The 24,524-nt window shown below is 66.7% G+C and carries 19 protein-coding genes; 17 read left to right on the top strand and 2 right to left on the bottom strand.

Annotation, left to right across the window (positions count from 1 at the left end; translation table 11 throughout):
- The first annotated feature begins 69 nt into the window (after positions 1 to 69).
- From AABQ55_RS25255 to AABQ55_RS25210, 10 genes are all read left to right on the top strand, one after another.
- The gene (locus tag AABQ55_RS25255; RefSeq protein ID WP_272808070.1) at positions 70 to 990 is read left to right on the top strand and encodes a glycosyltransferase; all 921 of its coding nucleotides are present in this window, start codon (positions 70 to 72) and stop codon (positions 988 to 990) included.
- Positions 990 to 2,198 carry a glycosyltransferase family 4 protein gene (locus tag AABQ55_RS25250; protein WP_272808071.1) on the top strand — a complete coding sequence of 403 codons (1,209 nt, stop codon included), beginning with the start codon at positions 990 to 992 and terminating at the stop codon, positions 2,196 to 2,198. The genes AABQ55_RS25255 and AABQ55_RS25250 overlap by 1 nt, the downstream gene beginning before the upstream one ends.
- Positions 2,195 to 3,517 carry a hypothetical protein gene (locus AABQ55_RS25245; protein WP_272808072.1) on the top strand — a complete coding sequence of 441 codons (1,323 nt, stop codon included), beginning with the start codon at positions 2,195 to 2,197 and terminating at the stop codon, positions 3,515 to 3,517. The genes AABQ55_RS25250 and AABQ55_RS25245 overlap by 4 nt, the downstream gene beginning before the upstream one ends.
- Before the next feature lie 88 nt (positions 3,518 to 3,605).
- Complete coding sequence (locus tag AABQ55_RS25240) at positions 3,606 to 4,913, top strand: nucleotide sugar dehydrogenase (protein ID WP_244766082.1); 1,308 nt, start codon at positions 3,606 to 3,608, stop codon at positions 4,911 to 4,913.
- Entirely contained in the window at positions 4,894 to 6,147 is a 1,254-nt protein-coding gene (locus tag AABQ55_RS25235) for a glycosyltransferase family 4 protein (RefSeq protein WP_272808073.1), read from the top strand. The genes AABQ55_RS25240 and AABQ55_RS25235 overlap by 20 nt, the downstream gene beginning before the upstream one ends.
- Positions 6,144 to 8,105, top strand: coding sequence for an alginate lyase family protein (locus tag AABQ55_RS25230; protein WP_272808074.1), 1,962 nt, complete (start codon positions 6,144 to 6,146; stop codon positions 8,103 to 8,105). The genes AABQ55_RS25235 and AABQ55_RS25230 overlap by 4 nt, the downstream gene beginning before the upstream one ends.
- Positions 8,102 to 9,364 carry a glycoside hydrolase family 5 protein gene (locus AABQ55_RS25225; RefSeq protein ID WP_272808075.1) on the top strand — a complete coding sequence of 421 codons (1,263 nt, stop codon included), beginning with the start codon at positions 8,102 to 8,104 and terminating at the stop codon, positions 9,362 to 9,364. The genes AABQ55_RS25230 and AABQ55_RS25225 overlap by 4 nt, the downstream gene beginning before the upstream one ends.
- A gap of 81 nt (positions 9,365 to 9,445) precedes the next feature.
- Entirely contained in the window at positions 9,446 to 10,765 is a 1,320-nt protein-coding gene (locus tag AABQ55_RS25220) for an O-antigen ligase family protein (protein ID WP_336314400.1), read from the top strand.
- A gap of 83 nt (positions 10,766 to 10,848) precedes the next feature.
- On the top strand, positions 10,849 to 12,351 hold the full coding sequence (locus tag AABQ55_RS25215) for a GumC family protein (protein ID WP_272808077.1): 1,503 nt from the start codon (positions 10,849 to 10,851) through the stop codon (positions 12,349 to 12,351).
- A 146-nt stretch (positions 12,352 to 12,497) separates the two neighbouring features.
- Positions 12,498 to 13,343 (top strand): hypothetical protein, encoded by an 846-nt coding sequence (locus tag AABQ55_RS25210; RefSeq protein WP_244766088.1) that lies wholly within the window; start codon positions 12,498 to 12,500, stop codon positions 13,341 to 13,343.
- A gap of 103 nt (positions 13,344 to 13,446) precedes the next feature.
- On the opposite strand, the gene AABQ55_RS25205 is transcribed toward AABQ55_RS25210, so the two are convergent.
- Positions 13,447 to 14,289, bottom strand: a complete 843-nt coding sequence (locus AABQ55_RS25205) for a MurR/RpiR family transcriptional regulator (protein WP_272808078.1) — start codon at positions 14,287 to 14,289, stop codon at positions 13,447 to 13,449.
- Between the two features lie 159 nt (positions 14,290 to 14,448).
- Here AABQ55_RS25205 and AABQ55_RS25200 point away from each other — a divergent pair, with 159 nt between their 5' ends.
- Together AABQ55_RS25200 and AABQ55_RS25195 are read left to right on the top strand one after the other, a co-directional pair.
- A complete protein-coding gene (locus AABQ55_RS25200; protein ID WP_272808079.1) occupies positions 14,449 to 15,906 on the top strand; it encodes an MFS transporter in 1,458 nt (485 codons plus the stop codon).
- A gap of 7 nt (positions 15,907 to 15,913) precedes the next feature.
- Entirely contained in the window at positions 15,914 to 16,597 is a 684-nt protein-coding gene (locus AABQ55_RS25195) for an aspartate/glutamate racemase family protein (RefSeq protein ID WP_272808080.1), read from the top strand.
- 53 nt (positions 16,598 to 16,650) lie between these two features.
- Here the strand turns inward: AABQ55_RS25195 and pncB are convergent, their stop codons facing one another.
- On the bottom strand, positions 16,651 to 17,955 hold the full coding sequence (gene pncB / locus AABQ55_RS25190) for a nicotinate phosphoribosyltransferase (RefSeq protein ID WP_272808081.1): 1,305 nt from the start codon (positions 17,953 to 17,955) through the stop codon (positions 16,651 to 16,653).
- Between the two features lie 609 nt (positions 17,956 to 18,564).
- Between pncB and AABQ55_RS25185 the strand changes: the two genes are divergently transcribed.
- From AABQ55_RS25185 to AABQ55_RS25165, 5 genes are read left to right on the top strand one after another with little or no spacing between them, the layout of a single operon-like run.
- On the top strand, positions 18,565 to 18,819 hold the full coding sequence (locus AABQ55_RS25185; protein ID WP_244766093.1) for an acyl carrier protein: 255 nt from the start codon (positions 18,565 to 18,567) through the stop codon (positions 18,817 to 18,819).
- The gene (locus AABQ55_RS25180) at positions 18,816 to 19,988 is read left to right on the top strand and encodes an acyl-CoA dehydrogenase family protein (protein WP_244766094.1); all 1,173 of its coding nucleotides are present in this window, start codon (positions 18,816 to 18,818) and stop codon (positions 19,986 to 19,988) included. Before AABQ55_RS25185 ends, AABQ55_RS25180 begins: the two co-directional genes overlap by 4 nt.
- A 4-nt stretch (positions 19,989 to 19,992) precedes the next feature.
- Positions 19,993 to 20,907 (top strand): amino acid--[acyl-carrier-protein] ligase, encoded by a 915-nt coding sequence (locus AABQ55_RS25175; RefSeq protein ID WP_244766095.1) that lies wholly within the window; start codon positions 19,993 to 19,995, stop codon positions 20,905 to 20,907.
- Between the two features lie 2 nt (positions 20,908 to 20,909).
- A complete protein-coding gene (locus AABQ55_RS25170) occupies positions 20,910 to 21,878 on the top strand; it encodes a DUF1839 family protein (protein ID WP_272808082.1) in 969 nt (322 codons plus the stop codon).
- Positions 21,878 to 24,337, top strand: a complete 2,460-nt coding sequence (locus tag AABQ55_RS25165) for a glycoside hydrolase family 2 protein (RefSeq protein ID WP_272808083.1) — start codon at positions 21,878 to 21,880, stop codon at positions 24,335 to 24,337. Before AABQ55_RS25170 ends, AABQ55_RS25165 begins: the two co-directional genes overlap by 1 nt.
- The last annotated feature ends 187 nt before the right edge of the window (positions 24,338 to 24,524 follow it).

Here is a 24,524-nt window from a genome sequence, read left to right as displayed (position 1 = left end):
TATGCGATTGTCGGTTGCGAAGGCGCCGGAAACCGCAGCCCCAACGGGCCGGCAGGAAGGATGGAGCGCTTGACCTTGATTTCGGTAGTCATGTGCACCTTTGACAGGGAGGTGATGGCGCGGCGGACGATCGCATCCGTCTACGCCCAGCGCCTTGCCGACGGGCACGCCTTCGAGATGATCGTCGTCGACAACACGCCGGACGCGAACGCGCGAGCCTGGGTGGAGAGCCTGTCGGGCCTCGAACCGCCGTTGCGCTACGTCCACGAGGCACGAAGCGGCATTTCCCATGCGCGAAACGCCGGGGTGGCCGCCGCGAAGGGCCAGTTCATCGCCTTCATCGACGACGACGAGACCGCCGAGCCCGACTGGCTGGCGAACCTCCACCGCGCGCTGCTCGCCCATGAGGCCGACATGGGCACCGGGCCCGTCCTGCCGGTCTTCGAGAACAAGCCGGCGCTCGGCTGGGACCCCACGCCCTTCTTCTTCGGAAAGCGCGAGGCCATGGCGACCGGCGGCCAGCTGCAGGCCGCGCGCACGGGCAACATCATGCTGCGCGTCGCCACCTGCTTCGACGGCACCCCGCCCTTCGACCCGCGCCTCGGCCGGTCCGGCGGCGAGGACACGGAATTCACCCATGGCCTCTACCGCAAGGGGCGCAAGATCATCTGGGTGGCGGATGCGACCGTGCACGAGTTCTGGCCGCAGTCGAAGGCGTCGCTGCCGGCGTTCCTGCGCCGCAAGCTCGTCACCGCGCGCAACACGACCCATGTGAGGATCGCCTGGGCGCCGCGGCCGGTGTCGACCTTCCTCGCGGTTGCGGTGAAGGCGCTTGCCCAGCTCGTCGTCTTTTCGCCGCTCGCGGCGGCGAGCTATCCGTTCAGCCGCCAGTTCTATGCACGCAACGCCATGCAGGTCATGTCGGCGCTGGGCAAGCTGACGTTCTGGCAGAGGGCCGGCTATTACGGACGGAGCGGAGGGGGGACGTGATGCTGCAGAAACCCGCAAAACCCTATCGCGTGGCGATCTTCCACCAGGGCTGCGTTCCCGTCTACCGGCGGGGCTTCTACGTGCGGCTGGCCGAGACCTCCCGCAACCAGTATGTCGTCTTCCACGGCAAGCCGCCGTCCAACACCTCGCTGCAAGTGGCCAAGCCGCCGTTTCCCTTCGCCAATGTCGAAGTCGGCACCGTGGAGCTGCGGCTGAAAAAGGCGCTGCTGATCTGGCAGGCGGCGGTCTCGCGCTATGTGAAGGGGCGGTTCGACGGCGTCGTCATCGGCCACGAGTTCAAGTTCCTGTCGAGCTTCGCCATCCTCGCGCTTGCCAAGCTGCGCAGGCGGCCGGTCTTCTGGTGGGGCTTCGGCTACCGCAAGGCCTACGGCTCGTGGGAGGAGGGCGGCGCGCGGCCTCCGCTCAAGGACCGGATCGCCCGCTGGGCCGCCGACCGCCTCGCGCGGCTTGGCGACGGCTACCTCGCCTATACCGAGAAGGGGCGTGAACATCTCCTGTCGATCGGCGTGCCCGCCGACCGGATCCAGGTCGTGCGCAACACGATCGACGTCGAAGAGCAGATCGTGCTCGCCGACAGGGCCGCAGCGTGCGACGACGCCGGGATCCGCGCCGAGTTCGGCCTGCGGCCGGGTTCCGACGTGCTGCTCTATGTCGGCCGTCTCGTGCCACGCAAGGAGGTGGACAGCCTGGTGCGTTTCGCCGTCGCCTCTCCCGAGGTGGACGGGCGGCCGGTGGACGTGCTGGTGATCGGCGACGGCGAGGAGCGCGCCAGGCTCGAGGCGCTTGCCGGCGGGGCGCGCAACATCCGCTTCGCCGGGGCGATCGACCCGTCCGACCTGCGCATCGCCAAGGCCATGAAGCTCTGCCGCGCGGTCGTCATCCCCGGTTATCTCGGCCTTGCCATCAACCATGCCTTCGCCCATGGCCGCCCCATCATCACGCGCAAGCACGACTTCCACAGCCCCGAGATCGAATATCTGACGGAGGGCGAGGACAGCCTGCTGATCGCCGGCGACGAGGCCGATTTCCACAAGGGGCTCGCGGCTTTCCTTGCCGCGCCGGAGGAACAGCAACGCCTTGCGGCAAACGCCGCCGCCCGGCGCGAAACCCTGAGGATGGACTACATGGTCAAGGCCTATGACGATTTCATAAGCCGTGTCGTGGCGAACGCGGACAACGGCCGATGACGAACGCGATCGCCAAGCTCAGGATGGCGTCCCTCGGGGATGCATTGGTTCGCCGCTTCCCGCCGCTCTATCACGCCTATCGGCGGGAGCTTGCCGCTTTCGACGACAGCGATATCGACGGCCGCAGGGCGCTCCAGCAGCGCCTCGTGGAGCGGACCCTCGCGGCTGCCTCCGGCCTGCCCGGTTATGCGGCCTGGCGGGGCAAATCCCTCGATGCCCATCCCCTCCTGACGAAGGAGATGCTGCGCTCGGGTCCCAACCGCTACCGCTCCTCGTCCGGTTTCCTGACCACGGCGGCGGCGACCAGCGGCTCGTCCGGCATTCCGCTCGCCATCAAGCGCAGTTTCGCCTCCGTCGTGTTCGAGCAGGCGGCGATCGACCATGTGGTCGCGCTCGCCGGCGGCGACTTCCGGCGCGACAGGATCGCCGTGCTGCGCGGCGAGGCCATCAAGGACCCGTCCGACCGGACGCCGCCCTACTGGCGCGTGGAGCGCGGCGGGCGGATCCTGAACTTCTCCGTCGCCCATCTGAACACCGCCACGGCGGAAACCTTCTTTGCCGCGCTGAAGGAATTTTCGCCGAGCGTCATCTGGGCCTATCCCTCGGCGCTCGACATGCTTGCCGCCTGCATGGAGCGCCGGGGCTGGCGGCTCGACGTGCCGGTCGTGCTGACCTCTTCCGAGGTGCTGACGGACGAGCTGCGCGCGCGGGCGGAACGGCTCTTCGGCGCCTGCGTCGCCGATTATTACGGCCAGGCCGAGCGGGTCTGCTTCGCCTATGCGTTGAAGGCGTCGGCCTACCGGTTTATGCCGGCCTATGGCCGCGTGGAACTGCAGCCGGCGGAAGGCGAGGGCGGCGGACGCTTTCGCATCGTCGCGACCAATCTGCGCAACGAAGCGCAGCCGCTGCTGCGCTACGACACCGGGGACATCGCGATCGCTGCGGACGCCGCCGACGCGCAGGGCGCCGAAGGGGTGGCGCTCGGCATGCGGCCCTTCGCCCGCATCGAGGGGCGCGAAAGCGACTATCTGATCGCCCCCGACGGCAGCCGGCTGATCGGCATGAACCACATTCCGCGCTCCATCGACGGCCTCGTGCAGATGCAGCTGCGCCAGACCGACCCGGACCGCGTGCTGGTTCTCGCCGTTGCCGAGGGGCCTGCGGACGAGACGCTGAAGGCGGCGATCGCCGCGAAGTTCGCGCCGCGCCTGCCCGGGACGATGCGGGTGGAAATCCGCTTCTGCGAGGCGATCGCGCGGGAGAAAAGCGGGAAAATGCCGCTCGTGGTGCGTGAAGCCGGCCTTCACGCGCCGGGATAGGGTATCCGAAAGGTTTTGCCGCTAGGACGCAGGTCCGGCAGCGGCGTTCGTCATCACGCCGGCAAACGGCACCATTTCAGAGGTTCGCATGAAGATTTCGCTATTTGGCCTTGGTTATGTCGGAGCCGTGACGGCAGCCTGCCTTTCGCGGGACGGACATGACGTCATCGGCGTCGACAACCAGCAGCTCAAGGTCGATATCATCAACAGCGGCAACTCGCCCGTCGTCGAGGAGGGCGTCGGCGAACTGATCCGCGCCGGCATCGAGAACGGCCGGCTGCGCGCGACCACCGATGTCGACGAGGCGGTGCGCGCCACGGACATGTCGCTGATCTGCGTCGGCACGCCGAGCCGCAAGAACGGCTCGCTCGACACCGATATCGTCGTGCGCGTCTGCCAGGAGATCGGCGCCGCCGTCGCGCGCAAGAAGCGCCCGCATACGGTCGTCATCCGCTCAACGGTCCTGCCGGGCACGATGCGCAACCTCATCATCCCGACCCTGCGCCAGCATGCCGGCGAGGATGCCGCGCTCTCCATCGGCAACAACCCGGAATTCCTGCGTGAGGCCAGCGCGGTCTTCGACTACGACAACCCGCCGAAGATCGTCGCCGGCGGCGAGACCGAAGCCGTGGCGGCAACGATCGCCTCGATCTATGACGGCATCGAGGCGCCCCGCTTCCTGACCTCCGTCGACGTGGCCGAGCTGGTCAAATATGCCGACAATGCCTGGCACGCCGTCAAGGTGGCCTTCGGCAACGAGATCGGCAATATCGGCAAGGCCGTCGGCGTCGACAGCCACGAGGTCATGAAGATCTTCTGCAAGGACGAGAAGCTCAACATCTCGCCGCGCTACCTGATGCCGGGCTTCGCCTTCGGCGGGTCGTGCCTGCCGAAGGACGTTAGGGCGCTCTCCTACAAGGGCCGCGAGCTGGACCTGGAGCTGCCGCTGCTCAACAGCCTGCTGCGCTCGAACGACGAACAGGTCACCCGCGCCTTCAACGAGATCATGGCCCATGGCCGGCGCAAGATCTCCATCTTCGGCATCAGCTTCAAATCCGGCACGGACGACCTGCGCGAAAGCCCGCTGGTGACGCTGGTGGAGCGCCTGCTCGGCAAGGGGATGGATATCCTCATCTATGACCGCTTCGTCAATTTCGCCCGGCTCTACGGCGCCAACCGCGATCACATCCTGAACGTCATCCCGCATATCTCGTCGATCCTCGTCGATGATTTCGACCGGGTCGCGGCGCACGGCGACGTGCTGATCGTCGGCAACGCCGATCCGGAATTCGAGAGCCTTCCTGCACGAATGCGCCCCGACCAGCGGCTCTACGACCTCGTGCGACTGAAGAATGTGAACGAGCTGGAGGACCGCTATGAAGGTGTTAACTGGTAAGGAGGTCGAGGCCGCGGTCGACCGGCCGTTCGACCGGCGCGTGCTCATCATCGTGGAAAACCTGCCCGTGCCCTTCGACCGCCGCGTCTGGTCGGAGGCGACGACGCTTCGCGCCGCCGGCTACGCGGTTTCGGTCATCTGCCCCACCGGCAAGGGTTTCGAGGCGCTTTACGAGGAGCGGGAGGGCGTCCACATCTATCGCCACCCGCTGCCGATCGACGCGCGTGGCGCGCTCGGCTACCTGCGGGAATATTCCTCCGCGCTTTTCCATGAAGCGCGACTGGCCTTCAAGATCCGCCGCCGGCACGGGTTCCATGTGATCCACGGCTGCAACCCGCCGGACCTGATCTTCCTCATCGCCTGGCTCTTCCGGCCGTTCGGCGTGAAGTTCCTGTTCGACCATCACGACATCTGCCCGGAACTCTTCGAGGCGAAGTTCGGCAAGCGCGGCTTCCTGCACCGCGTGACGCGCTTCTTCGAACGGCTGACCTTCCGCTCGGCCACGGTCTCCATCGCCACCAACGAATCCTACCGCGAGATCGCCATGCGGCGGGGCGGGATGGCGGCGGACGACGTGTTCGTGGTGCGCTCGGGGCCGAAGATGGAAAAGCTCCAGATCCGTCCGCCGAAAGAGGAACTGAAGAAGGGCTTTGCTTTTCTCGTCGGCTATGTCGGGGTCATCGGGCAGCAGGAGGGCATGGATCTGCTCGTCGAGGCCGTCGACCACATCGTCAACACGCTGCACCGCACGGACATCCATTTCGGCATCGTCGGCGGCGGCCCGGAGCTGCCGACGATCATCGAGGCCGTGGAGAAACGCGGCCTGTCGCGCTATTTCACCTTCACGGGCCGCGCGCCCGACGACATCATGCTCGACATGCTGAACACCGCGGACGTCTGCATCAATCCCGACCGCGTCACGCCGATGAACGACCTTTCCACCATGAACAAGATCCTCGAATACATGGCGCTGAAAAAGCCCATCGTGCAGTTCGAGACGCGGGAAGGGCGGGTGTCGGCGGGCGAATCCTCGCTCTATGCGAAGCCCGACGACGTGCGGGACTTCGGCGAAAGGATCGTGGCGCTGCTCGACGATCCCGGACGGCGCGAGGCCATGGGCGAACTCGGGCGCAAGCGCATCCTCACCTCCTTCTCCTGGGAGCATTCGGCGCCGGTGCTGCTCGCCGCCTACGAGCGCCTGTTCGAGAAGATCGGCGCGAAGGCCGGGCGATGACGGCCGGCCGCCTTTCGAGCCGCCTCGCCTGGTATGCCCGGCGCCTGTCCGCCATGTCCACGGCGGAAGTGGCGCACCGGGTCGGCGAGCTGGCGAGGAAACGGTCCGCCCGGCTGGCGCAACCGGGCTGGGCGCGCTTCGATGTGGGGGACGGGCCGCTCCCCGTCTTTCCCGTCGCCATCGATCCCGCCTTGGCCGATGCTGATCTGCTTGCGCGCTGGGACCGTGTCGCGGAGCTGGCGATGGCCCGGCGGCACCCTTTCCTCGGGCGGGAATGGCCGCCGGCAGGCGAAGCCTCGCTCTGGCATTTCGATCCGTGCTCGCGCCGGGAATGGCCGAGGGACCGCTATTGCTTCGACATCAACTACCGGCATAGCGATGTCTATGGCGATGTGAAATATGTCTGGGAGATCAACCGGCTGCAATATCTGCAGCCGATCGCAGCGCTTGCCGCGCGCACGGGCCGGGCGGAGCTCGGCGCGTTCGTGTCGGACGAGATCGCGGGCTGGATCGCCGACAATCCGCCCTTCCACGGCATCAACTGGCCGTCCGGCATCGAGCTGGCCCTGCGCGCCATCAGCGTGCTTGTCGCGACACGGCTGGTCGGCGACGACGCCTTTTCCCCGGCCGCCCGCCGTTCCATCCGCGCCTTCCTCGCCGCGACCGGCGCCTGGCTCCGGCGCTATCCGTCCCGGTTCTCCTCGGCAAACAACCACCTGATCGCGGAGGCCGTCGGCCTCTATGTCATCGCCACGGCGTGCCCCGACCTGCCGGCGGCGAAGAGCTGGCGCGCCTATGCCCGCCGCGTGCTGGCGGAGGAGGCCGACCGCCAGTTCCATGCCGATGGCATCGGCGCCGAGCAATCGCCGACCTACACCGCCTTCACGCTGGAGCTCTACCTGACGGCCGCGCGCGTGGGGCAGGCCGCGGACGATCCGCTGCCGCAGGCCGTGCTGCAAAAGCTCGCCGCCGTCGGCGAGGCGCTCACCTGGTTCATGGACGAAAACGGCGCGGTGCCGCGCATCGGCGACGACGACGAGGGCCGCGTGATCGTCAGCGATCCCGAGGCGGACCGGCACTATGTCGCCTCCGTCGTCTCGGCGGCGGCGGCGGTCTGCGATCGGCCGGACATCGCCCCGCCGGCCGCGCCGCCGCACCTGCGCGATCTCGTCTTCGGTCGCCGCCTGGCGCCGGTGAAGGGCGTGGGCGTGCGCACCTTCCCGGAGGGCGGCTACACGGTGCTGCGCGACCGGGTGCACGGGCGGCAGCTGGTTCTTGCCATGGATCACGGGCCGCTCGGCTTCCTGTCGATCGCCGCGCACGGCCATGCCGATACGCTGGCCGTCTGGCTCGACTACGGCGGCAAGGCGCTGCTTGCGGATGCCGGAACCTATCTTTATCACGCCGGCGGCGCCTGGCGCGATGCCTTCCGGGGTACGCCCCTGCACAACACGCTGTCGATCGGCGGCGAAAGCTCCAGCCTGGTCTCGGGCGCCTTCAACTGGAAGACCAAGGCGCAGGCCCGCGGGCTTGCGGTCGACGAGCGCCTCGATGCCTTTTCCTGCGCCGCCGCCCATGACGGCTACCGCGCGCGCTTCGGCGTTGCGCATGCCCGCCTGCTGCGGCGCCTCTCCGCCGACACGTTCCATATCGAGGACCGGCTCGACGGTGCGGCGGCGCCGACCGAGACCGTCGCGATTTCCTTCCTGTCGGGGGAGGGCATCGACATCCGGGCGACCGACCGGCCCGGCACCTTCGACTTCGTGGCCGACGGCCTGCCGCTGATGCGGCTTGCCGGGCCGCAAGGCTGGGCGGCCACGCTGGAGAGCGGACGGGAGGCCGGGCGGCTCGGCTGGCGTTCGCCGTGCTTCGGCGTGAAGGTGCCCTCCGCCCAACTGGTGTTCCGCGGTTCGGCGCCGCCCGGCGGAACGATGCGCACGGAAATGAGGCTGCTGTGAAACGTCTTTGCTCTCTCGCCCTGCTGGCCGTCCTGCTTTTCGGCGCGGCAACCGCGACGCTGGCGGCGGATGCGCCGGCCTTTCGGCGGGGGATCAATCTCGCCCGGCTGCACAGCCTGCCGATGGACGATCCTGAGGTTCCCGGGGCGTTCCTCTGGCCGCCCTTCCAGGGGCCGCTTGCCCGGATCGACGATGCGGAGCTCCATCGCCTGCGGGCCGTCGGTTTCGATTTCGTCCGCCTGCCGGTGGCACCCGCCCCTTTCCTTGCCGTGACGGAAGCCGAACGGCGCCTGCTCATCGACGCGCTCTACGATACGGTGCGGCGGTTGCAGGCCGCCGGTTTCGGCGTCCTCGTCGATGCGCATCCCAATCATTTCGATCCGAACTGGTCGGCGCCGAGGATCCTTGCGGATGCCGACGGCGCGGCGTTCCGCGCCTATGGCGAATGGCTGAAGCAACTCGCCCGCTATCTGCGCGACCTGCCGGCGGACAAGACGGCACTCGGGTTGATGAACGAGCCCCAGGAAGACTGCCGGCTGACGACAGCCAACGAATGGACGCGGATGCAACCATTGCTCTATGCGGCCGTTCGCGAGATCGCGCCGGATCTCGCGCTGGTCCTGACGACGGGATGCTGGTCCTCGCCCGACGCACTGCCCCATCTGGAGATGGAGCCGTATGACGCCAATACGCTGGTCGACGTGCACTATTATCGACCCTATCCCTTCACGCACCAGGGCCTTCCCTTCGCCAATGCGCCGCTGCGCCACATGTCCGGTCTCGCCTATCCCGGCGTCGGCGCCGACAAGGCCGTTGCGCTTGCCCGCACGAAACAGCTCATCGCGGCGCGCCAGCGCGCCGGCGTCGATGTGCCGGACGACACGCTCAAGCAGGCGAGGGGCGTGATCGCGAACTATTATGACGATCCGCCGCTGGTGGACGACGCCTATGTCCAGGGCCATTTTGCCGCCATGCGGCAATGGGTCGACGCGCAGAAGATCGCGCCGTCGCGGCTGATCATCGGCGAATTCGGGGTCGCCCGCCAGCCGGAGGGCCTGCCGGAAATCCCGGGCCGTATCCTCTGGCTGGAGCATGTCCGCAAGGCCGCCGAAGCGAACGGCTTCGGCTGGGCCCTTTGGGACTACAACGCGGGCGACGGCTATCCCGGTTTCGGGTTGGTTTTTGACAATGAATCACGCAAGATCGATCCGGATGTGATACAGGCGCTCGGCCTCGACCGAAGCGGACTGCACAACTAGAGCCATTCCGGCAAAAGCGCGTTCGGCACTTTCGCGTCCGGGTGGCACGCTCCGCAACGCGCGAGGGTCAGGTTGAGCGAAGTGGTGGAAAACGGGATAGCCGTCACGCGCGAGCGGTCGCGTTCCGATGGCCTGCTCGGCTGGGTCCCGGCGATCGCGGTCGGCTATGCAACGATCCTCATGCCCCTTCTCGTGTTCCGCACGGCGCCCGCCGTCGATGACCCGGCGACGGCTGCGGCGTCGAGCTCCAACCTCCTGAACCAGGTCTTCTGGCTCCTCCTTCTCGGCTCGATCGCGGTGGCCTTCCGTCACCGGCTCGCGCGGCTGGAGGAGGCCCTGAAACAGCCGCTCGTGGTGATCGTCGGCCTCTATATGGTGCTCGCCTTCGCCAGTATCCTCTGGTCGCCGGTGCCATCCATCGCGTTCCGCCGGGCCACGCTGCAGTTCATCGTGGTCGCCGCCCTCGTGCTCCCGGCCTTCCTCGTGGAGGATCGCAGGGCCCAGATCGACCGCCTCATGGCGGTCTTCTTCGTCACCATCGCCCTCAATCTCGTCGCCGTGCTGCTGCTGCCGGCGGGCAGGCTCGGCCATCAGGGCATCTACACGCACAAGAACGAACTCGGCCTCATCGTCGCCTACGGGTTCATCTTTTGCCTTTATGGCATGATGCGGCTCGGCGGCCTCGGCCGGTTCGTCGCGGCCGGCCTGGCGGCGGCCGCCGTGCTGGAACTCGTCGTCAGCAAGTCCAAGACCTCGCTCGGCCTTGCGCTCCTCATCCCGCTCCTTGCCCTCGCGGTGGTGGCGGCCAGCCGGTTCCTGCGCATCAACGCGCTGTTTCCGCTTTTCTTCGGCCTGCTCGCCTGCCTCTTCGTCGGCCTGTTCGTCACCAACCTGGTGGATTTCAGCTTCGCCGATCTCTCCATGCTGCTCTTTGACGACACGACCTTCACCGGACGCACCATCATCTGGGATTTCCTCGGCGACGTGATCAGCCGCAGGCCGGTGCTCGGGCAGGGCTACGGTTCGTTCTGGGATATCGGCCCGGGATCGATCGTTCTGACCGAAGCCCCGGGTTTCGTCGCCGTCCTGTTGCAAGGGCACAACGGCTATGTCGATGTCACGGTGGAGCTCGGCCTGGCGGGGCTGCTGGTGCTGGTCGCCTTCCTTGCCTGCGTTCTCTACAATGTCTGCCGTGCGCCCAACGACCGGCGCTCCGGTATCGCGGAAGCCTGGCTCTTCATGTCGATCGTGATCGTCACCCTGTGCCACAACCTTCTGGAGAGCAGCTGGTTTCGCGGTTATTCCGTCGTGTGGATGCTCTTTCTGCTCGTGGGCGCTTGGGCGCAGGCCGGCCGCCGGGGCGAGGGGGAGCCGCCGGTCCGGATTTTGAAGCTTCGTTAACCATAATGAATTAAGTCAGGAAGAAATTCGCGCGTGCGCCGCCGGAACGGCGTGGTGCGGCATAACCTCAACCGAGCGGGTCGATGACGAACGCCTCCATTGAAAACCGAGACGGCGACGGGATGATCGACCCCTGGGCGATTGCGCGCAAACTGTATCAGCGCCTGCCCGTCATCGCGCTCGTCGCGATCCTCGCCGTGGGGCTGACGGCCGCCTATGTCTTCACCGTCCCGCCGATCTACACGGCCTGGACGCGGATCGTCGTGGATCCGAGCAGCCGCAAGCCTTTCGAGGACGCCAACGCGCCTTCGCTGGTCGGAAGCGAGGCGCTCGGCCTCGACACCCAGCTCCTGATCGTCTCGTCCGCCGCGGTGCTGGAGCCCGTGGTGACCGAGTACAAGCTCGTCGAGGACCCCGAATTCGCGAAGGAGGCGGCTGCGGACACGCCCGAGCGGCGCGTGGGCAAGGTCACGGAAGCGCTTGCAAAAGCCATGACCGTCTCGCGCGAGGGCGCGACCTACATCATCTCGATCGGGGTCAAATCGCAAAGCGCGCAGAAATCCGCCGACCTCTCGCAGGCCGTGGCAAAATCCTACCTGCGCGAACAGCAGCAGTTCCAGTTGAATTCCTCCCGGCAGCTTGCGGAGCAGATCGACAGCCGCCTGATCGGCCTGCGCGAGCGCGTGCGGGAGGCGGAGGAAAAGGTGCAGCAGTTTCGCGCCGAAAAGCGGCTGCAAAGCGCGGTGGACGGAACCCTGCTCGTCGGCCAGGAACTCGGCGGCCTGAACACGCAGCTCGTCGAGGCCCGCAGTGCGCTTGCCAGCGCCACGGCGGCCAATGAGGAGATCCAGCGCTACTTCAAGCGGGAGGTGGCACCGACGGCCCTCGGCGAGGTCGTCAATTCTCCGCGTGTCACGCAGTTGCTCGAGGAATATTCCCGCGCCGTGCGCAGCGAGGCGTCGCTTGCCGCGGCGCTGTTGCCGCAACATCCCTCGCTGCTGCGGGCCAAGGCCGAGGTGGCCCGTATCTCGTCGCTGGTCCGCAGCGAGATCCAGGCGATCGGCGAGGGCAAGAAGGTGGAGCTGGACGTCGCCCGCCAGCGCGTCGCCAATCTCGAGCGCCAGATGGAAACGCTGCGGACATCCTCCAATGTCAGCGATCAGGACCTGATCGTCCTGCGGGAGCTGGAGACGGAGGCGAAATCCACCCGTGCGGTCTATGAGAACGTGCTGGGCCGGGCGAAGGAGGTGGCCAATCTGGAGCAGATCACCATGCCTGTCGCCCGTATCATCAGTCAGGCGCAGCCGCCCGAATATCCGTCCTGGCCGCGAAAGAAGATCCTGCTCGCTCTGGCCGGATTCGTCGGCTGTGCGCTGGGCGTCCTGCTGGTCGTGGTCGCTGAAGTCTGGCGCCAGCTTCGCGTCCGGTATTCGGCGCCCGCCCCGGTAGTCGACAGCGAGGTTCCTGCCAGCGAAAGCGCGGCGGCGGACGATCTCAAGCCCGCGGACGTGTTCCAGGCGGTCCCGAGGCGGCGCATCGTCTATTCCGGTTCTCCAAAGGTATCGACCGGCCATCCCAAGCGTTAGCCCAGGCCCTCCAGCCGGCCTGCCCTATTCGCGTTCACATTGTCGTCATCAGCCGGATAAACCCCGGCTGTGCTGGCCGGGTTTACGCTTTCAGAAGGTATCGCCTCTAGAACCGTCTTGTATGGAACCGGTTGCCAATACAGGACATGTTGAAGCTTCGCGCCATAGATGAGGGCCGGCTGGAGGCCGCCGCGAAACTTCTGGTGAAGGGGTTTCCTTCCCGTTCGCTCGCCTTCTGGCAGCACGGGCTGCGCAGGCTGGCCGCCCACAACAGGACCATGGGCCAGCCTTCGGTCGGCACCTTCCTGATGGCGGAGGAAAGGCCCGTCGGCATTCTGCTGACCATCCCCCGGCACGATACGCTGACGGGGCGCCGGATCGTCAATCTCTCGAGCTGGTATGTGGAGGAAAGTCACCGCTGGTCCGCCGTGCGCCTGATCGTCGCGGCGCTCGCGGACAAGCAGGCGATCTACACGGACCTGACGCCGACCGACGTGGCCGCCGATGTCAACGCTCGCCTCGGCTTTCGCTCGTTCGATATCAAGGTGCTTCTCCTTGCCCTGCCGTGGACTGCCATCGTCGGCCGGAAGCGCGACAGGCTCGTCCCGTTCGAGGCGGTGCCGCCCGGCGCCATCGCCGAGGCGCTGATGCCGGATATGCGCAAGCACCGCGATCTCGGCTGCATCGTGACGACGATCGAGGCCGGCGGACGCTATCATCCGGTGGTCCTCGACGTGACCGTGCGCAAGCGCGTTCCCCTCGCGCGCGTCGTCTTTGCCGAAAGCATGGACCTCGTCGCCAACAACCTGGCCGCGCTTGCGCGCCTGCTGGTTCTGCGCGGCGTGCCCTTGCTGGCGCTGCAGGTGGAAAAGGACAGGCACATCCCGCACGCCTGGGTCTGGAAACGTGGCCTTTGTTACCAGGTCAAGGGCGAATGGGACGAGCGGGTCATCAACGAGCTCTATTCCGAACGCGTGCTGCTGAAGGTCTGAAGCGTTACGACCTTCCGGCTTCGCTTCCCGCACGTCGACTCTTTGTTTTTCGCAGGCCGCTATCGCAAAACCACTGCACTTTTGCGCGGCGCGCTCCAGCCGCCTATAGCTCTTCCAGCGTATCGCCGAAGCGCTCGATGCCGCGCAGGCGCGTGCGGCCGGCAGCGCCGGCGCGTTCGATGGCGCGCGTCGTGATCAGGTGGCAGACCGCCATGACCGAGACGTGGTTGAACAGCGGCCCGGGCGCCAGCGTCTGACATCGGAAGTGCCAGGTGGCGCTCGCCCGGTGGGTGACGCCTTCGTCCGTCAGGTAGAGCAGCTTCGCGCCGCTCTTCTCGATCGCCGACAGGATCGTCTCCATCTGCGCCACGCGGCGGCGCAGGCCGAAGACGATCGCCACGTCCCGGTCGGTCACGCTGACGAGATGTTCGCCGAGCGTTTGGCCCGCACCGGGAATGGCGACGATGTTCTCCACCACCTGCGTCATCTGCCATTGCAGGTATTCGGCAAAGGCGTGGCTGCTGCGAAAGCCCAGCACCCAGGTCTTGCGTGCGCCAAGGATCGCGTCGGCGATCGCATCCACCTGCGCGTCGGTGATCGTGGAAAACGTGCCTTCGAGATTGGCGATGCCCTGCGCGACATGGGCGCCGACGGATTGGGCGCCGGCGGCATCCGAGGAGGTGGACAGGAACAGGCGCGAGCCGGTCTCCCGCTCGTCGCGCGCATGGCGGCGCGCCTCCTCGTAGCTCTCATAGCCGAGGCGGCGGACGAAACGCGTCACGGTTGCATTGGAGACCTGCGCGAGCTTGGCCAGTTCCGAGGCGGAATAGCTGGCGAGCTCGCCGGGGAAGTCGCAGACGAATTCGCCGAGCCGCCGTTCGGCCGGGTGCAGGCCATCGAGCGCGTCACGCACGCGAAACAGGAACGAACGATCCGTAGAGCTCATCTGAGCCATCCCTTTCACTTCGAAATCAAGCTTGTAACGCACTTGCCGGACTTCGCAAGAATGCCGTGCGGGATGCGGCGCAAAGTTTCTTGAAAAACAGATTTCATATGTGTATTATAAGAAAATTGATTTTCATGCTGATGCCAAGAGGAGGAGACTATGGCAGCAGAAGGTATGGTGCAGTCCGGCACGTCATCGCCGGCCATCCGGCAACTGGAGGGCGCGCTCACCCGCATCGGGGTGACGCGCGCGCACAAGCAGATCATCGCGCTGGTGCTGATCGGCTGCCTGTTCGACAGTTTCGAACAGAACACGATCGGCGTGTCCGGCCCGCTCCTGAGGGAGCACTGGGGCCTGACGGGCACGGATATCGGCCTCCTGAACACGATCACGTTCGGCAGTGCGGCCATCGGCCGGCTGCTTTCGGGCATCCTCGGCGACCGCTACGGCCGCCGTGTCATGCTGACCGTCAACCTGCTGCTGTTCTCGCTGGGTTCGGCGGCCTGCGCGCTGGCGCCGGACTTCATGTTCCTGTGCATCGCCCGCGCCATTGTCGGCTTCGGCGTCGGCGGCGAGATTTCCACCGCCGTCACCATGCTGTCGGAATTCTGCTCGCCGAAGTTCCGCGGAACGGCGGCCGGGCTCGTCAATGTCGGCGCGGGCGGTTTCGGCAACTTCCTTGCCCCCGTCTACGGCCTGATGATCTTCAGCATCTTCCCGGGCGAGGACAGCTGGCGCTGGCTCTTCGCCTCGCTGGCGCTGCCGGCGCTGCTGGTCGTCTTCTATCGTCGCTACGTGCCGGAAACGCCGCGTTTCCTTGCCGCGCAGGGCCGGATCGACGAGGCGAACAAGGTGCTCTCGGTGCTGGAATCCGGCTCGCTCCGGCCGAAGAACCTCGTGGTGCGCGAATATCTCTCGAAGGAGAACGAACAGGATGCGCCCCGCGCCAAGGGCGCCTGGAAGGAGCTGTTCCGCGCGCCGTTCCTCGGCCGCATCGTGCCGGTGTCCATCGCCATCCTGATGAGCTACGGCGCGCAGCTTTCCGTCCTGACGCTGATGCCGGTCATCTTCGTCTCGATGGGCTACACGCTGCAGGGCAGCCTGCTCTACAGCATGATCATCCAGAGCGGCAGCGTGCTCGGCGCCATCGCGGCCTCGATGTTCGGCTACTACTTCCCGCGCAAGCGCGTCCTGACCGTCGGTGCCATCTGCGCCTGCCTTGCCGCGCTCGCCATCATGTATCTCGGCACCACCATCCATCTGGTGCTGTTCTTCGGCGCGCTCTTCCAGTTCTTCGTGCTTCTCTTGAACACGTCGATCTGGATCTATGCGCCGGAACTCTTCCCGACCCGCATCCGCGCCTTCGGTGTCGCCTTCATCCTGGCGACGGGTTCGGCCGCCGGGTCCTTCGTGCCGACCATTTCGGGTGCCCTGTTCGACAGCTACGGCATGGGCGGCGTGTTCGGCCTTGCCGCGGCCATGTACGCCATCTTCGCCATCTGCATCCGCCTCGGGCCGGAAACCTACGGCATGTCGATGGAAGACATCACGCAGCGGGCGGACACCGCCACGGCAAGCGACAACCTCGTCGCAGAGCCCGCCAAAGCAGGAGCTTGAAGAGAGCATGACCCCGCATATCCTGTTGATCAATCCCAACAGCTCCGAGGCCACAAGCGAGATGATGCACGCCATCGCGCTGGCCTCCGCGGCGGGGCGGCTGGTGGTGAAGACCGTCACCGCGCGCCGCGCCCCGGGCATGATCGTCACCCCCGGGCAGCTGGCCGCCTCCGCCGCCGAAGTGGTGGAGCTCGGCACCGCGCACGGGCGGGATTGCGCGGGGATCATCGTCAGCGCCTTCGGCGATCCCGGCCTTGCCGAGCTTCGCCGCAAGGTCGCCGTCCCCGTGGTCGGCATCTGCGAGGCCTCGATGATCGAGGCCTCGCAGGGCGGCCGCGCCTTTTCCGTCGCCACTTCGACGCCCGACCTGGTCGAGGCCATCGACCAGCGGGCGCACGATCTCGGCCTTGCCCATCTCTACCGGGGCATCCGCTGCACCGAGGGCGACCCCGTCGCCCTTGCCGCCGATCCGGCGCTTCTCAGCGAGTCGCTGGCCGGGGCGGTACGGGCCTGCATCGAGGAGGACGGCGCCGAAGCCGTCATCATCGGCGGCGGCCCGCTCGGCCAGGCGGCCGAAAAGCTCCGCCCGCGCTTCGACCAGCCCGTGCTCGGGCCGATCCCCTCGGCGGTGGAACGCATCATCGGACTCATCGGCAAGGCCGGCGACGCGCCGCAGGCGATGGAAAGCTGAATCCATTCCAGCAAAATTGCACAGCGGTTTTGCGTCCGGAATTGCGTTGAACCCTAGACCTCGACCGGCCGGGCATGCTCGGCCTTCGTACCGAAAACCCGGCGATACCGCTCGATTTCGGCGGGATCGCCGGTTGCTTTCAGGGGATTGTCCGAAAGCTTGACCGCCGGCCGGCCATTGGCGCTCGTCACCTTGCAGACGAGCGAGATCGGGTCGAGCCCCGTCCCGCCATCCGGATCGCAGCCGCGGAAATCGTTGGTGAGGTTGGTGCCCCAGCCGAAGCTCATGCGCACGCGGCCGTGGAAGTGCCGGTACGTTTCCTCGATCGTGTCGACATCCATGCCGTCGGAGAAGATCAGCAGCTTTTCCCGCGGATCGCGGCCCTTGTCCTGCCACCAGCGGATGATCTGCTCGCCGCCGGCGATCGGCGGGGCGCTATCCGGGCGGAAACCGGTCCAGTCCGCCACCCAGTCCGGCGCCTCGGCGAGGAAGGCGGTGGTGCCGAAGGCGTCGGGCAGGGCGATGAGGAGATTGCCGTTATAATGCTGCCGCCATTCCTCCAGCACCTGGTAGGGCGCGGCGGCGAGCGCCGTATCGCCCTCGGCCAGCGCGGCGGCGACCATCGGCAGCTCGTGCGCGTTGGTGCCGATCGCCTCGAGATCGGCATCCATGGCGAGCAGCACGTTGGAGGTGCCGATGAAGCGCTCGCCGAGCCCTTCCTTCAGCGCTTCCACGCACCAGCGCTGCCAGAGGAAACCATGCCGGCGGCGGGTGCCGAAATCGGAGATGACGAGATCCGGCAGGTGCCGCAGCCGCTCCACCTTCTCCCACAGGCGGGCCTTGGCGCGGGCATAGAGCACGTCGAGCGCAAAAAGCCCCTTGTCGCGCATTGCCGCGCGCGATTTCAGCTCGTTGATGATGACGAGCGCCGGAATCTCCCACATGGTGGTGTGCGTCCACGGTCCCTCGAAATGCAGCTCATACTGCCCGTCCACCTTGCGCAGATCGTAGTCGGGCAGGCGGAAGGCGGCGAGCCAGGCGATGAAATCCGGCCCGAACATGCGCGCCTTGCCGTAAAAACTGTTGCCTGCCAGCCAGATCAGTTCCTTCTTGGTGAAACGCAGGCTGCGGGCATGGTCGAGTTGCGCCCGCAGTTCCTCCTCGTCGATGATCTCGGCGAGTCGCACGGTCTTCGTCCGGTTGATCAGCGAGAAGGTCGCCTCGACATCCGGATGCAGGTGGCGGATCATCTGCAGCATCAGCAGCTTGTAGAAATCCGTGTCGAGCAGGCTGCGCACGATGGGATCGAGCCGGAAATTGTGGTCGTAGGTGCGGGTCGCGAAATCGGTGACGGCCATCCGGCTCCTCCTGAACGATGCTGGACACGGGTATAGCCCACCCGCGACCTCCTCGGAAAGCGCCTGTCGTTTGGCGGGCCGAACCTGATGGTGTCGCTGCCGATGTGCGGGGAGGGGATCACACCCCGTCTGCAACGCATGATTGGTGGCAGGGGCATCTTGTGCTTGGTGCTTGATAGGGCGGTCCAAAACGTGATTGCGCGATGTCGGGCGGAGGACGCGTTGCCGAAGACGTTTGGCATCATCGCATCCGCACGATCCTGCCGGCAACGCCCGGCGTCGGGCTGTGCTTCCGGCATGTTTTCGGTTCCTTCGGCATTCTTGGCTGCACGTTCTGCGTTTATGGTTAGCGGAGCTTTTACGGCGCCCGGACGCACCATTTCGAAACACCCGGATCTGTCCGCAATGCCTTGAGAAACCGGGCTTATTCTCGCCTTGTTCATGAAGCGCCGCAATGGCACGTCCCGTCTCGATCCATGCATCTCGCCGGCTTCACGAAATCTTATCCATGTCCTTTCAGTCGATCTTATCAACCGTCGGTTATGCCTCTTCGGAACGATAAGCCAAGAGCCCGCTGTCCGGCCGGCATTGAAAACGACGGAGAAGACCATGAAGCAGAAGATTCGTGATATCCTGACGAAACACGGCGGCCTGCCGACGCCGGTCGACCAGCTCGCGGATGATGCCGATCTCTACGCGGCCGGTCTCTCCTCCTTCGCCTCCGTGCAGGTGATGCTCGGCATCGAGGATGCCTTCGACGTCGAATTCCCCGACAATCTGCTGAATCGCAAGTCCTTCCAGAGCATCGACGCGATCACGCGGGCGGTGGCCGGCCTTGTCGGCAATGCGGAGGCGGCCGAATGACCGTCACCGTCGGGAAGGGGCTCGCGGAGCGCGCCGAGCGCGTCTCCGCCGTGGCCGCAGCGCATGCCGACGACGTGGACGCCAAGGGCCGCTTCCCGCGGGAGGCCGTCGAGGCGATGATCGCCGAACGGCTGCTCTCCATCCAGGTGCCCGTCGCGCTCGGCGGCGAGGATGCTTCGATCTCGGAGATCGCCGAGGTCTGTTCGGTGCTCGGCCAGGCCTGCTCGGCCGCCGCCATGGTCTTCGCCATGCACCACATCAAGCTGTCGAGCCTCGTCTCGCACGGCGCCGGCGATGCCTGGCACAGCGCCTTCATGCGCCGCATTTGCGACGAGCAGCTTCTCCTTGCCTCCGCGACGACCGAGGGCGGCATCGGCGGGAACCTGCGCAACAGCATCTGCGCCATCGAGATCGACGGCGACACCTGCCGCCTCACCAAGGACGCGACCGTCATCTCCTACGGCGCGCATGCAGACGCGATCCTCATCACCTCGCGTGCCCATGCGGACGCCGCCTCGACCGACCAGGTCATGACCGTCTTCACCAGGGACCAGTACACGCTGGAGCAGACCCATGTATGGGACACACTCGGCATGCGCGGCACCTGCTCGGACGGCTGGCTCTTCAAGGGGGAGGCGCCGAAGGCGCAGATCCTGCCCAAGCCGTTCGCCGAGATCGCCGCGCAGTCGATGCTCGCAACCTCGCACCTTCTCTGGAGCGCCGTCTGGTACGGCATCGCCGTCAACGCCGTCGCCCGCGCGCAGGCCTTCGTCCGCGCCGCCGCCCGCAAGAGCCCCGGCGTGACGCCGCCCGGCGCGCTGCGTCTTGCGGAGGCCTCCAACCTTCTCCAGCTCGTGAAATCCAACACGATCGCCGGCCTCAAGGAATACGAAGCCGCCAAGGCGGATCCGGACCGGCTCTCCTCCATGGGCTTCGCCGTCGCGATGAACAATGTGAAGATCGCCTCCTCCGAGACGATCCTCGCGATCATCAACCAGGCCATGCTGATCTGCGGCATCATGGGCTACAAGAACGGCACGCCCTTCAGCCTCGGCCGGCACCTGCGCGACGCGCATTCCGCCCAGCTGATGATCTCCAACGACCGCATCCTCGGCAACACGTCGAACCTCCTGCTTGTGCACAAGCAGGACACCAGCCTGATCGGGTGACACCATGGATATGCAGACTTCTCTTCTCGACCGGCTCTTCGATTCGGGCCTGCTCATCGATACCGGCGTCGAAGGCCTCTATGGCCGCAGCGGGGCCTTCGAGGACGTCATCGCCCGCTTCGAGCGGCTGATCGACGCCTATGGCGGCGCCGACGGCGCGGAAGCGATGCGCTTTCCGCCGGGCATGAACCGTGCGCATTTCGAGACCTCCGGCTACATGAAGAGCTTTCCGCAGCTCGCCGGCACCGTGCACAGCTTCTGCGGCGGCGAACTCGACCATATGAGCCTCCTGCAATGCATGGAGGTCGGCGGCGACTGGACGAAGGACCAGAAGGCGACCGACATCGTGCTGACGCCGGCCGCGTGCTATCCGCTCTATCCGACGATCGCCAAGCGCGGCCGCCTGCCGGCCAAGGGCGGGCTCTACGATCTCCAGTCCTACTGCTTCCGCCATGAGCCCTCGAACGACCCGGCCCGTCAGCAGCTCTTCCGCATGCGCGAATATGTCTGCATGGGCACGCAGGAACATGTGACGACCTTCCGCCAGACCTGGATGGACCGTGGCCTCGAAATGATGGAAAAGGTCGGCCTCGATGTCACGATCGACGTGGCCAACGACCCGTTCTTCGGCCGCGCCGGCCGCATGCTCGCCAACAACCAGCGCGACCAGAACCTCAAGTTCGAGCTGCTCATTCCGGTGACCTCGGCCGCCAAGCCGACCGCCTGCATGAGCTTCAACTACCATCAGGACGCCTTCGGCGCGAAATGGGGCCTCAATCTCGAGAACGGCGACGTCGCGCACACCGCCTGCGTCGGCTTCGGCCTGGAGCGCATCGCGCTCGCCCTCTTCGCCCGCCACGGCCTCGACATCGCCGCCTGGCCGGAAGCCGTCCGCAAGACGCTCGGATATCGGGACTGAGCATGGCCGCCGTCTTCCCCGGGGCCGACCCCGAGACCTGGCGGCCGCACGCGCTGCACGACGCGGAGCGCATGTGGCCGGAGACGAATTGCTACGTCGACCTCTGGATCGAGGTGCTGAACGCCTTCGGCGCCGCACCCGAGGCGATGCTCGGCTTCTCCCTGACCCAGGATTTCGAGAGCGACCAGTTCACCTTCTTCAAGGTCCCGCTGGAAGACCTCGAAAGCCTGTACGGCATCCGCTGCACGGAACTCGCCATCTTCGACAGGGTTGAGACCCATGTCGCAACGCAGATCGCGCGCGGCCGCCTCTGCCTCGTCGAGATGGACAGCTTTTACATGCCGGACACCCGCGGCGTCGCCTATGGCCAGGAGCATGGCAAGACGACGGTGGCGATCAACCGGCTGGACCCTGAAGGAAAGCGGCTCGATTATTTCCACAATGCCGGCTTCTTCCGGCTGGAGGGGGAAGACTTCGACGGCCTGTTCCATCTCAATGACGGCCCCGACGACCTGCCTTTCCTGCCCTATGCGGAATTCGCCAAGTTCCCGGAAAAGCGGCCGGACGAAATCCATCTGCGCCGCGAGGCGAAACGCCTGCTTGCCGCGCATTTCGCCCGCCGCCCGGCGGAAAACCCGGTGGCCGCCTTCGCGACGCTCTTTCCGAGCCAGGTGGAAGCGGTGGCCGATCGTCCCTTCGGTTTCTTCCACAAATATGCCTTCAACACGCTGCGCCAGCTCGGCGCCAATTTCGAGCTTGCCGGCAGCCATCTCGACTGGATCGCCCCGGACGGCAGGCTCGCGGAGGCCGCCGATGCCGCCCGGAAAATCTCCGAGACGGCGAAGTCCGTGCAGTTCCAGCTCGCCCGCGCCGTGACGCGCCGCAGGTTCGATCCGCTGGCGAGCGCGCTCGATCCGGCTGTCGAGGCCTGGGACCGGCTGATGGCAACACTCGCCGCCCGCATCGGCTGATGGAGGACCGGATGCCTGCGATCGGAAGGCCCCTCTCCGGCGGCTGGCGCATGGTGCTGACGCCGGCCGGCGCCGCCGCGGACCCGGCGGCGCTCGAAAGCCTTTCCGGTTTCATCGAGGCTCCCGTGCCGGGCACGGTCGCCGGGGCGCTGGAGCGCGCCGGCCGCTTCGACCGCACGGCGCCTGACCCGCTCGACCATCTCGATGCCTGGTACGTGCTCGACCTCGCCGGCGAGGCGCCGGGCGACGCCGTGCTGCATTTCGACGGTCTCGCCACGATCGCCGAAGTCTGGTGGAACGGCGCGCTCGTCCTGTCCTCCGACAGCATGTTCGTGCGCCACAACCTCCCTGTCATGCTCGCCGGCAACGACCGCCTCGCGCTCTGCTTCCGCGCGCTGAAGCCGCATCTGGAGAAACGCGGTCCGCGTGCGCGCTGGCGGCCGCAGATGATCACGCCGCAGGGCCTGCGCCTCGTGCGCACCACCCTGCTCGGCCGCATGCCGGGCTGGTGCCCCGAAGTCCACGCCGCCGGCCCCTGGCGGCCCGTCCGCCTCTCGCGGCCCATGCCGGCCTTGCCGGGCGACGTCCAGCTGGCCGCCCGCCTCGACGAAGACGGCGCCGGCCGGCTCGATGTGCGTTTTTCTCTCGACGGAACGGCTCCGCCCATCCTCGAATGCGCCGGGGTCACCGCCGTGGCCGTGCCCGACGGCGAGGGCCGGTTCCGCGCAAGCCTTGCCATTCCCCGTGTCGAGGCCTGGTGGCCGCGCAGTCATGGCCGGCCGGCGCTGCATGAGGTGGCCTTGATTGCGGGCGGACAGCGCCATGCGGTCGGCCGCACCGGCTTCCGCCGCATCACGATCGATCGTGGCGCGGATGGCCGGGATTTCGCGCTCTCCGTCAACGGCGTGAAGATTTTCTGCCGCGGTGCGGTGTGGACCAGTGCCGACATCGTCGACCTGCCGGGCGATCGCGCACGATACGCGCCGCTGTTGCGGCTGGCGGCCGAGGCTGGCATGAACATGCTGCGCATCGGCGGCACCATGGCTTATGAGACGCCGGATTTCTTCGCGCTTTGCGACGAACTCGGCCTGATGGTCTGGCAGGATTTCCAGTTCGCCAATTTCGATTACCCGGTGAGCGATCCGGCCTTTGCCGACAAGGTGCGGAAGGAAGCCGTCCAGTTCCTCGAGGCGACAGCCGCCTCGCCGTCGCTTGCCGTTCTGTGCGGCGGCAGCGAGATCGACCAGCAGGCGGCGATGCTCGGCCTGCCGGAAGCGGCCTGGGCCGGGCCGCTGACCCGGGAGATCCTGCCCTCCGTCGCCGCGGCCTGTCGGCCCGATGTGCCTTATGTGGAGAACTCCCCGGGCGGCGGCGCCATGCCCTTCTCGCCGAATGCCGGCGTCACGCACTACTATGGCGTCGGCGCCTATTGCCGGCCTCTGGAGGACGCGCGCCGCGCGGCGGTCCGTTTTTCCGCCGAAAGCCTCGCCTTCGCCAATGTGCCGGAACAGGCGACGCTCGACGCACACCTGCCGGTGCCCGCCGTGCATGACCCGCGCTGGAAAGCCCGTGTGCCGAGAGATCGCGGCGCCTCCTGGGATTTCGAGGATGTGCGCGATCACTATCTCGGCCTGCTCTACGGCCTTGAACCGGCGCGGCTGCGCCGCGAGAATCCGGCCCGTTACCTCGATCTTTCGCGCGCCGTCGTCGGCGAGGTGATGGAGGCGACCTTTGCCGAATGGCGCCGCGCGGAAAGCCCATGCAACGGCGCGCTGGTCTGGACCTTCCAGGATCTCCTGCCCGGCGCCGGCTGGGGCATCGTCGACGCGACGGGCCTGCCGAAATCCGTCTGGCACGCGCTGCGCCGCGCCTTCCGGCCATTGCAGATCACGCTCAGCGACGAAGGCACGAACGGGCTCGACATACACGTGCTGAACGACGGGCCGGACGAACGGCAGCTGGTGCTGGAGCTTTCCTGCCTGCGCCACGGCCGGCAGCCGGTCGTCTCCGGCCGCAGGGAGATGACGCTTTCCCCGCATTCCGCCGAGACGCTGCCGGCAACCGCGCTCTTCGGCGCCTTCCTCGACACGACCTACGCCTTCCGCTTCGGCCCGCCATCCCATGACGTGACGGTCGGACGGCTCGTCGATGCGGGCGGGACCACCGTCGCGGAAGCCTTCCATTTTCCCCGCGGCCGCGCGGAGGCGATCTCTCCCGCCGTCCTGACGGCAGTCCTCCGGCAGGATGCGGAAGGCTGGCTGCTCGACCTCTCGGCCGACCGCTTCGCCCAGTCGGTCGCCATCGAGATCGACGGCTTCCTGCCGGCCGACAACTGGTTCCATCTGGCGCCGGGCGGCGTGAGAAGCGTCCGTCTTCTGCCTTGCGCCGGCACCGACCCCCTGGCGCGGCCGAACGGCACTGTCCGCGGCATCGGCGCCGAGGCCGTCATATCCATCTGAGCCTTCGAACGGGCGGCCGTTCCTGCTGCGCGCCCGCGCCAAGGCTATCGCGACCGGCATGCCGATCGAATCATTCTTGGTTTCTATGAAGTGCATTTCATATATCTATTTGCGAAATGCATCGGCTTGCCGGCATATTTTCCTTGAGGGCGTCATTGCTCCGGCGGTGATCCTGCACCAACAAGGG

This window comes from Shinella sp. WSD5-1, assembly GCF_963942435.1.
GTDB lineage: Bacteria > Pseudomonadota > Alphaproteobacteria > Rhizobiales > Rhizobiaceae > Shinella > Shinella yambaruensis.
Note: the sequence above shows the minus strand (reverse complement) of the source record. Positions and strands in the feature narration are given on the sequence as shown.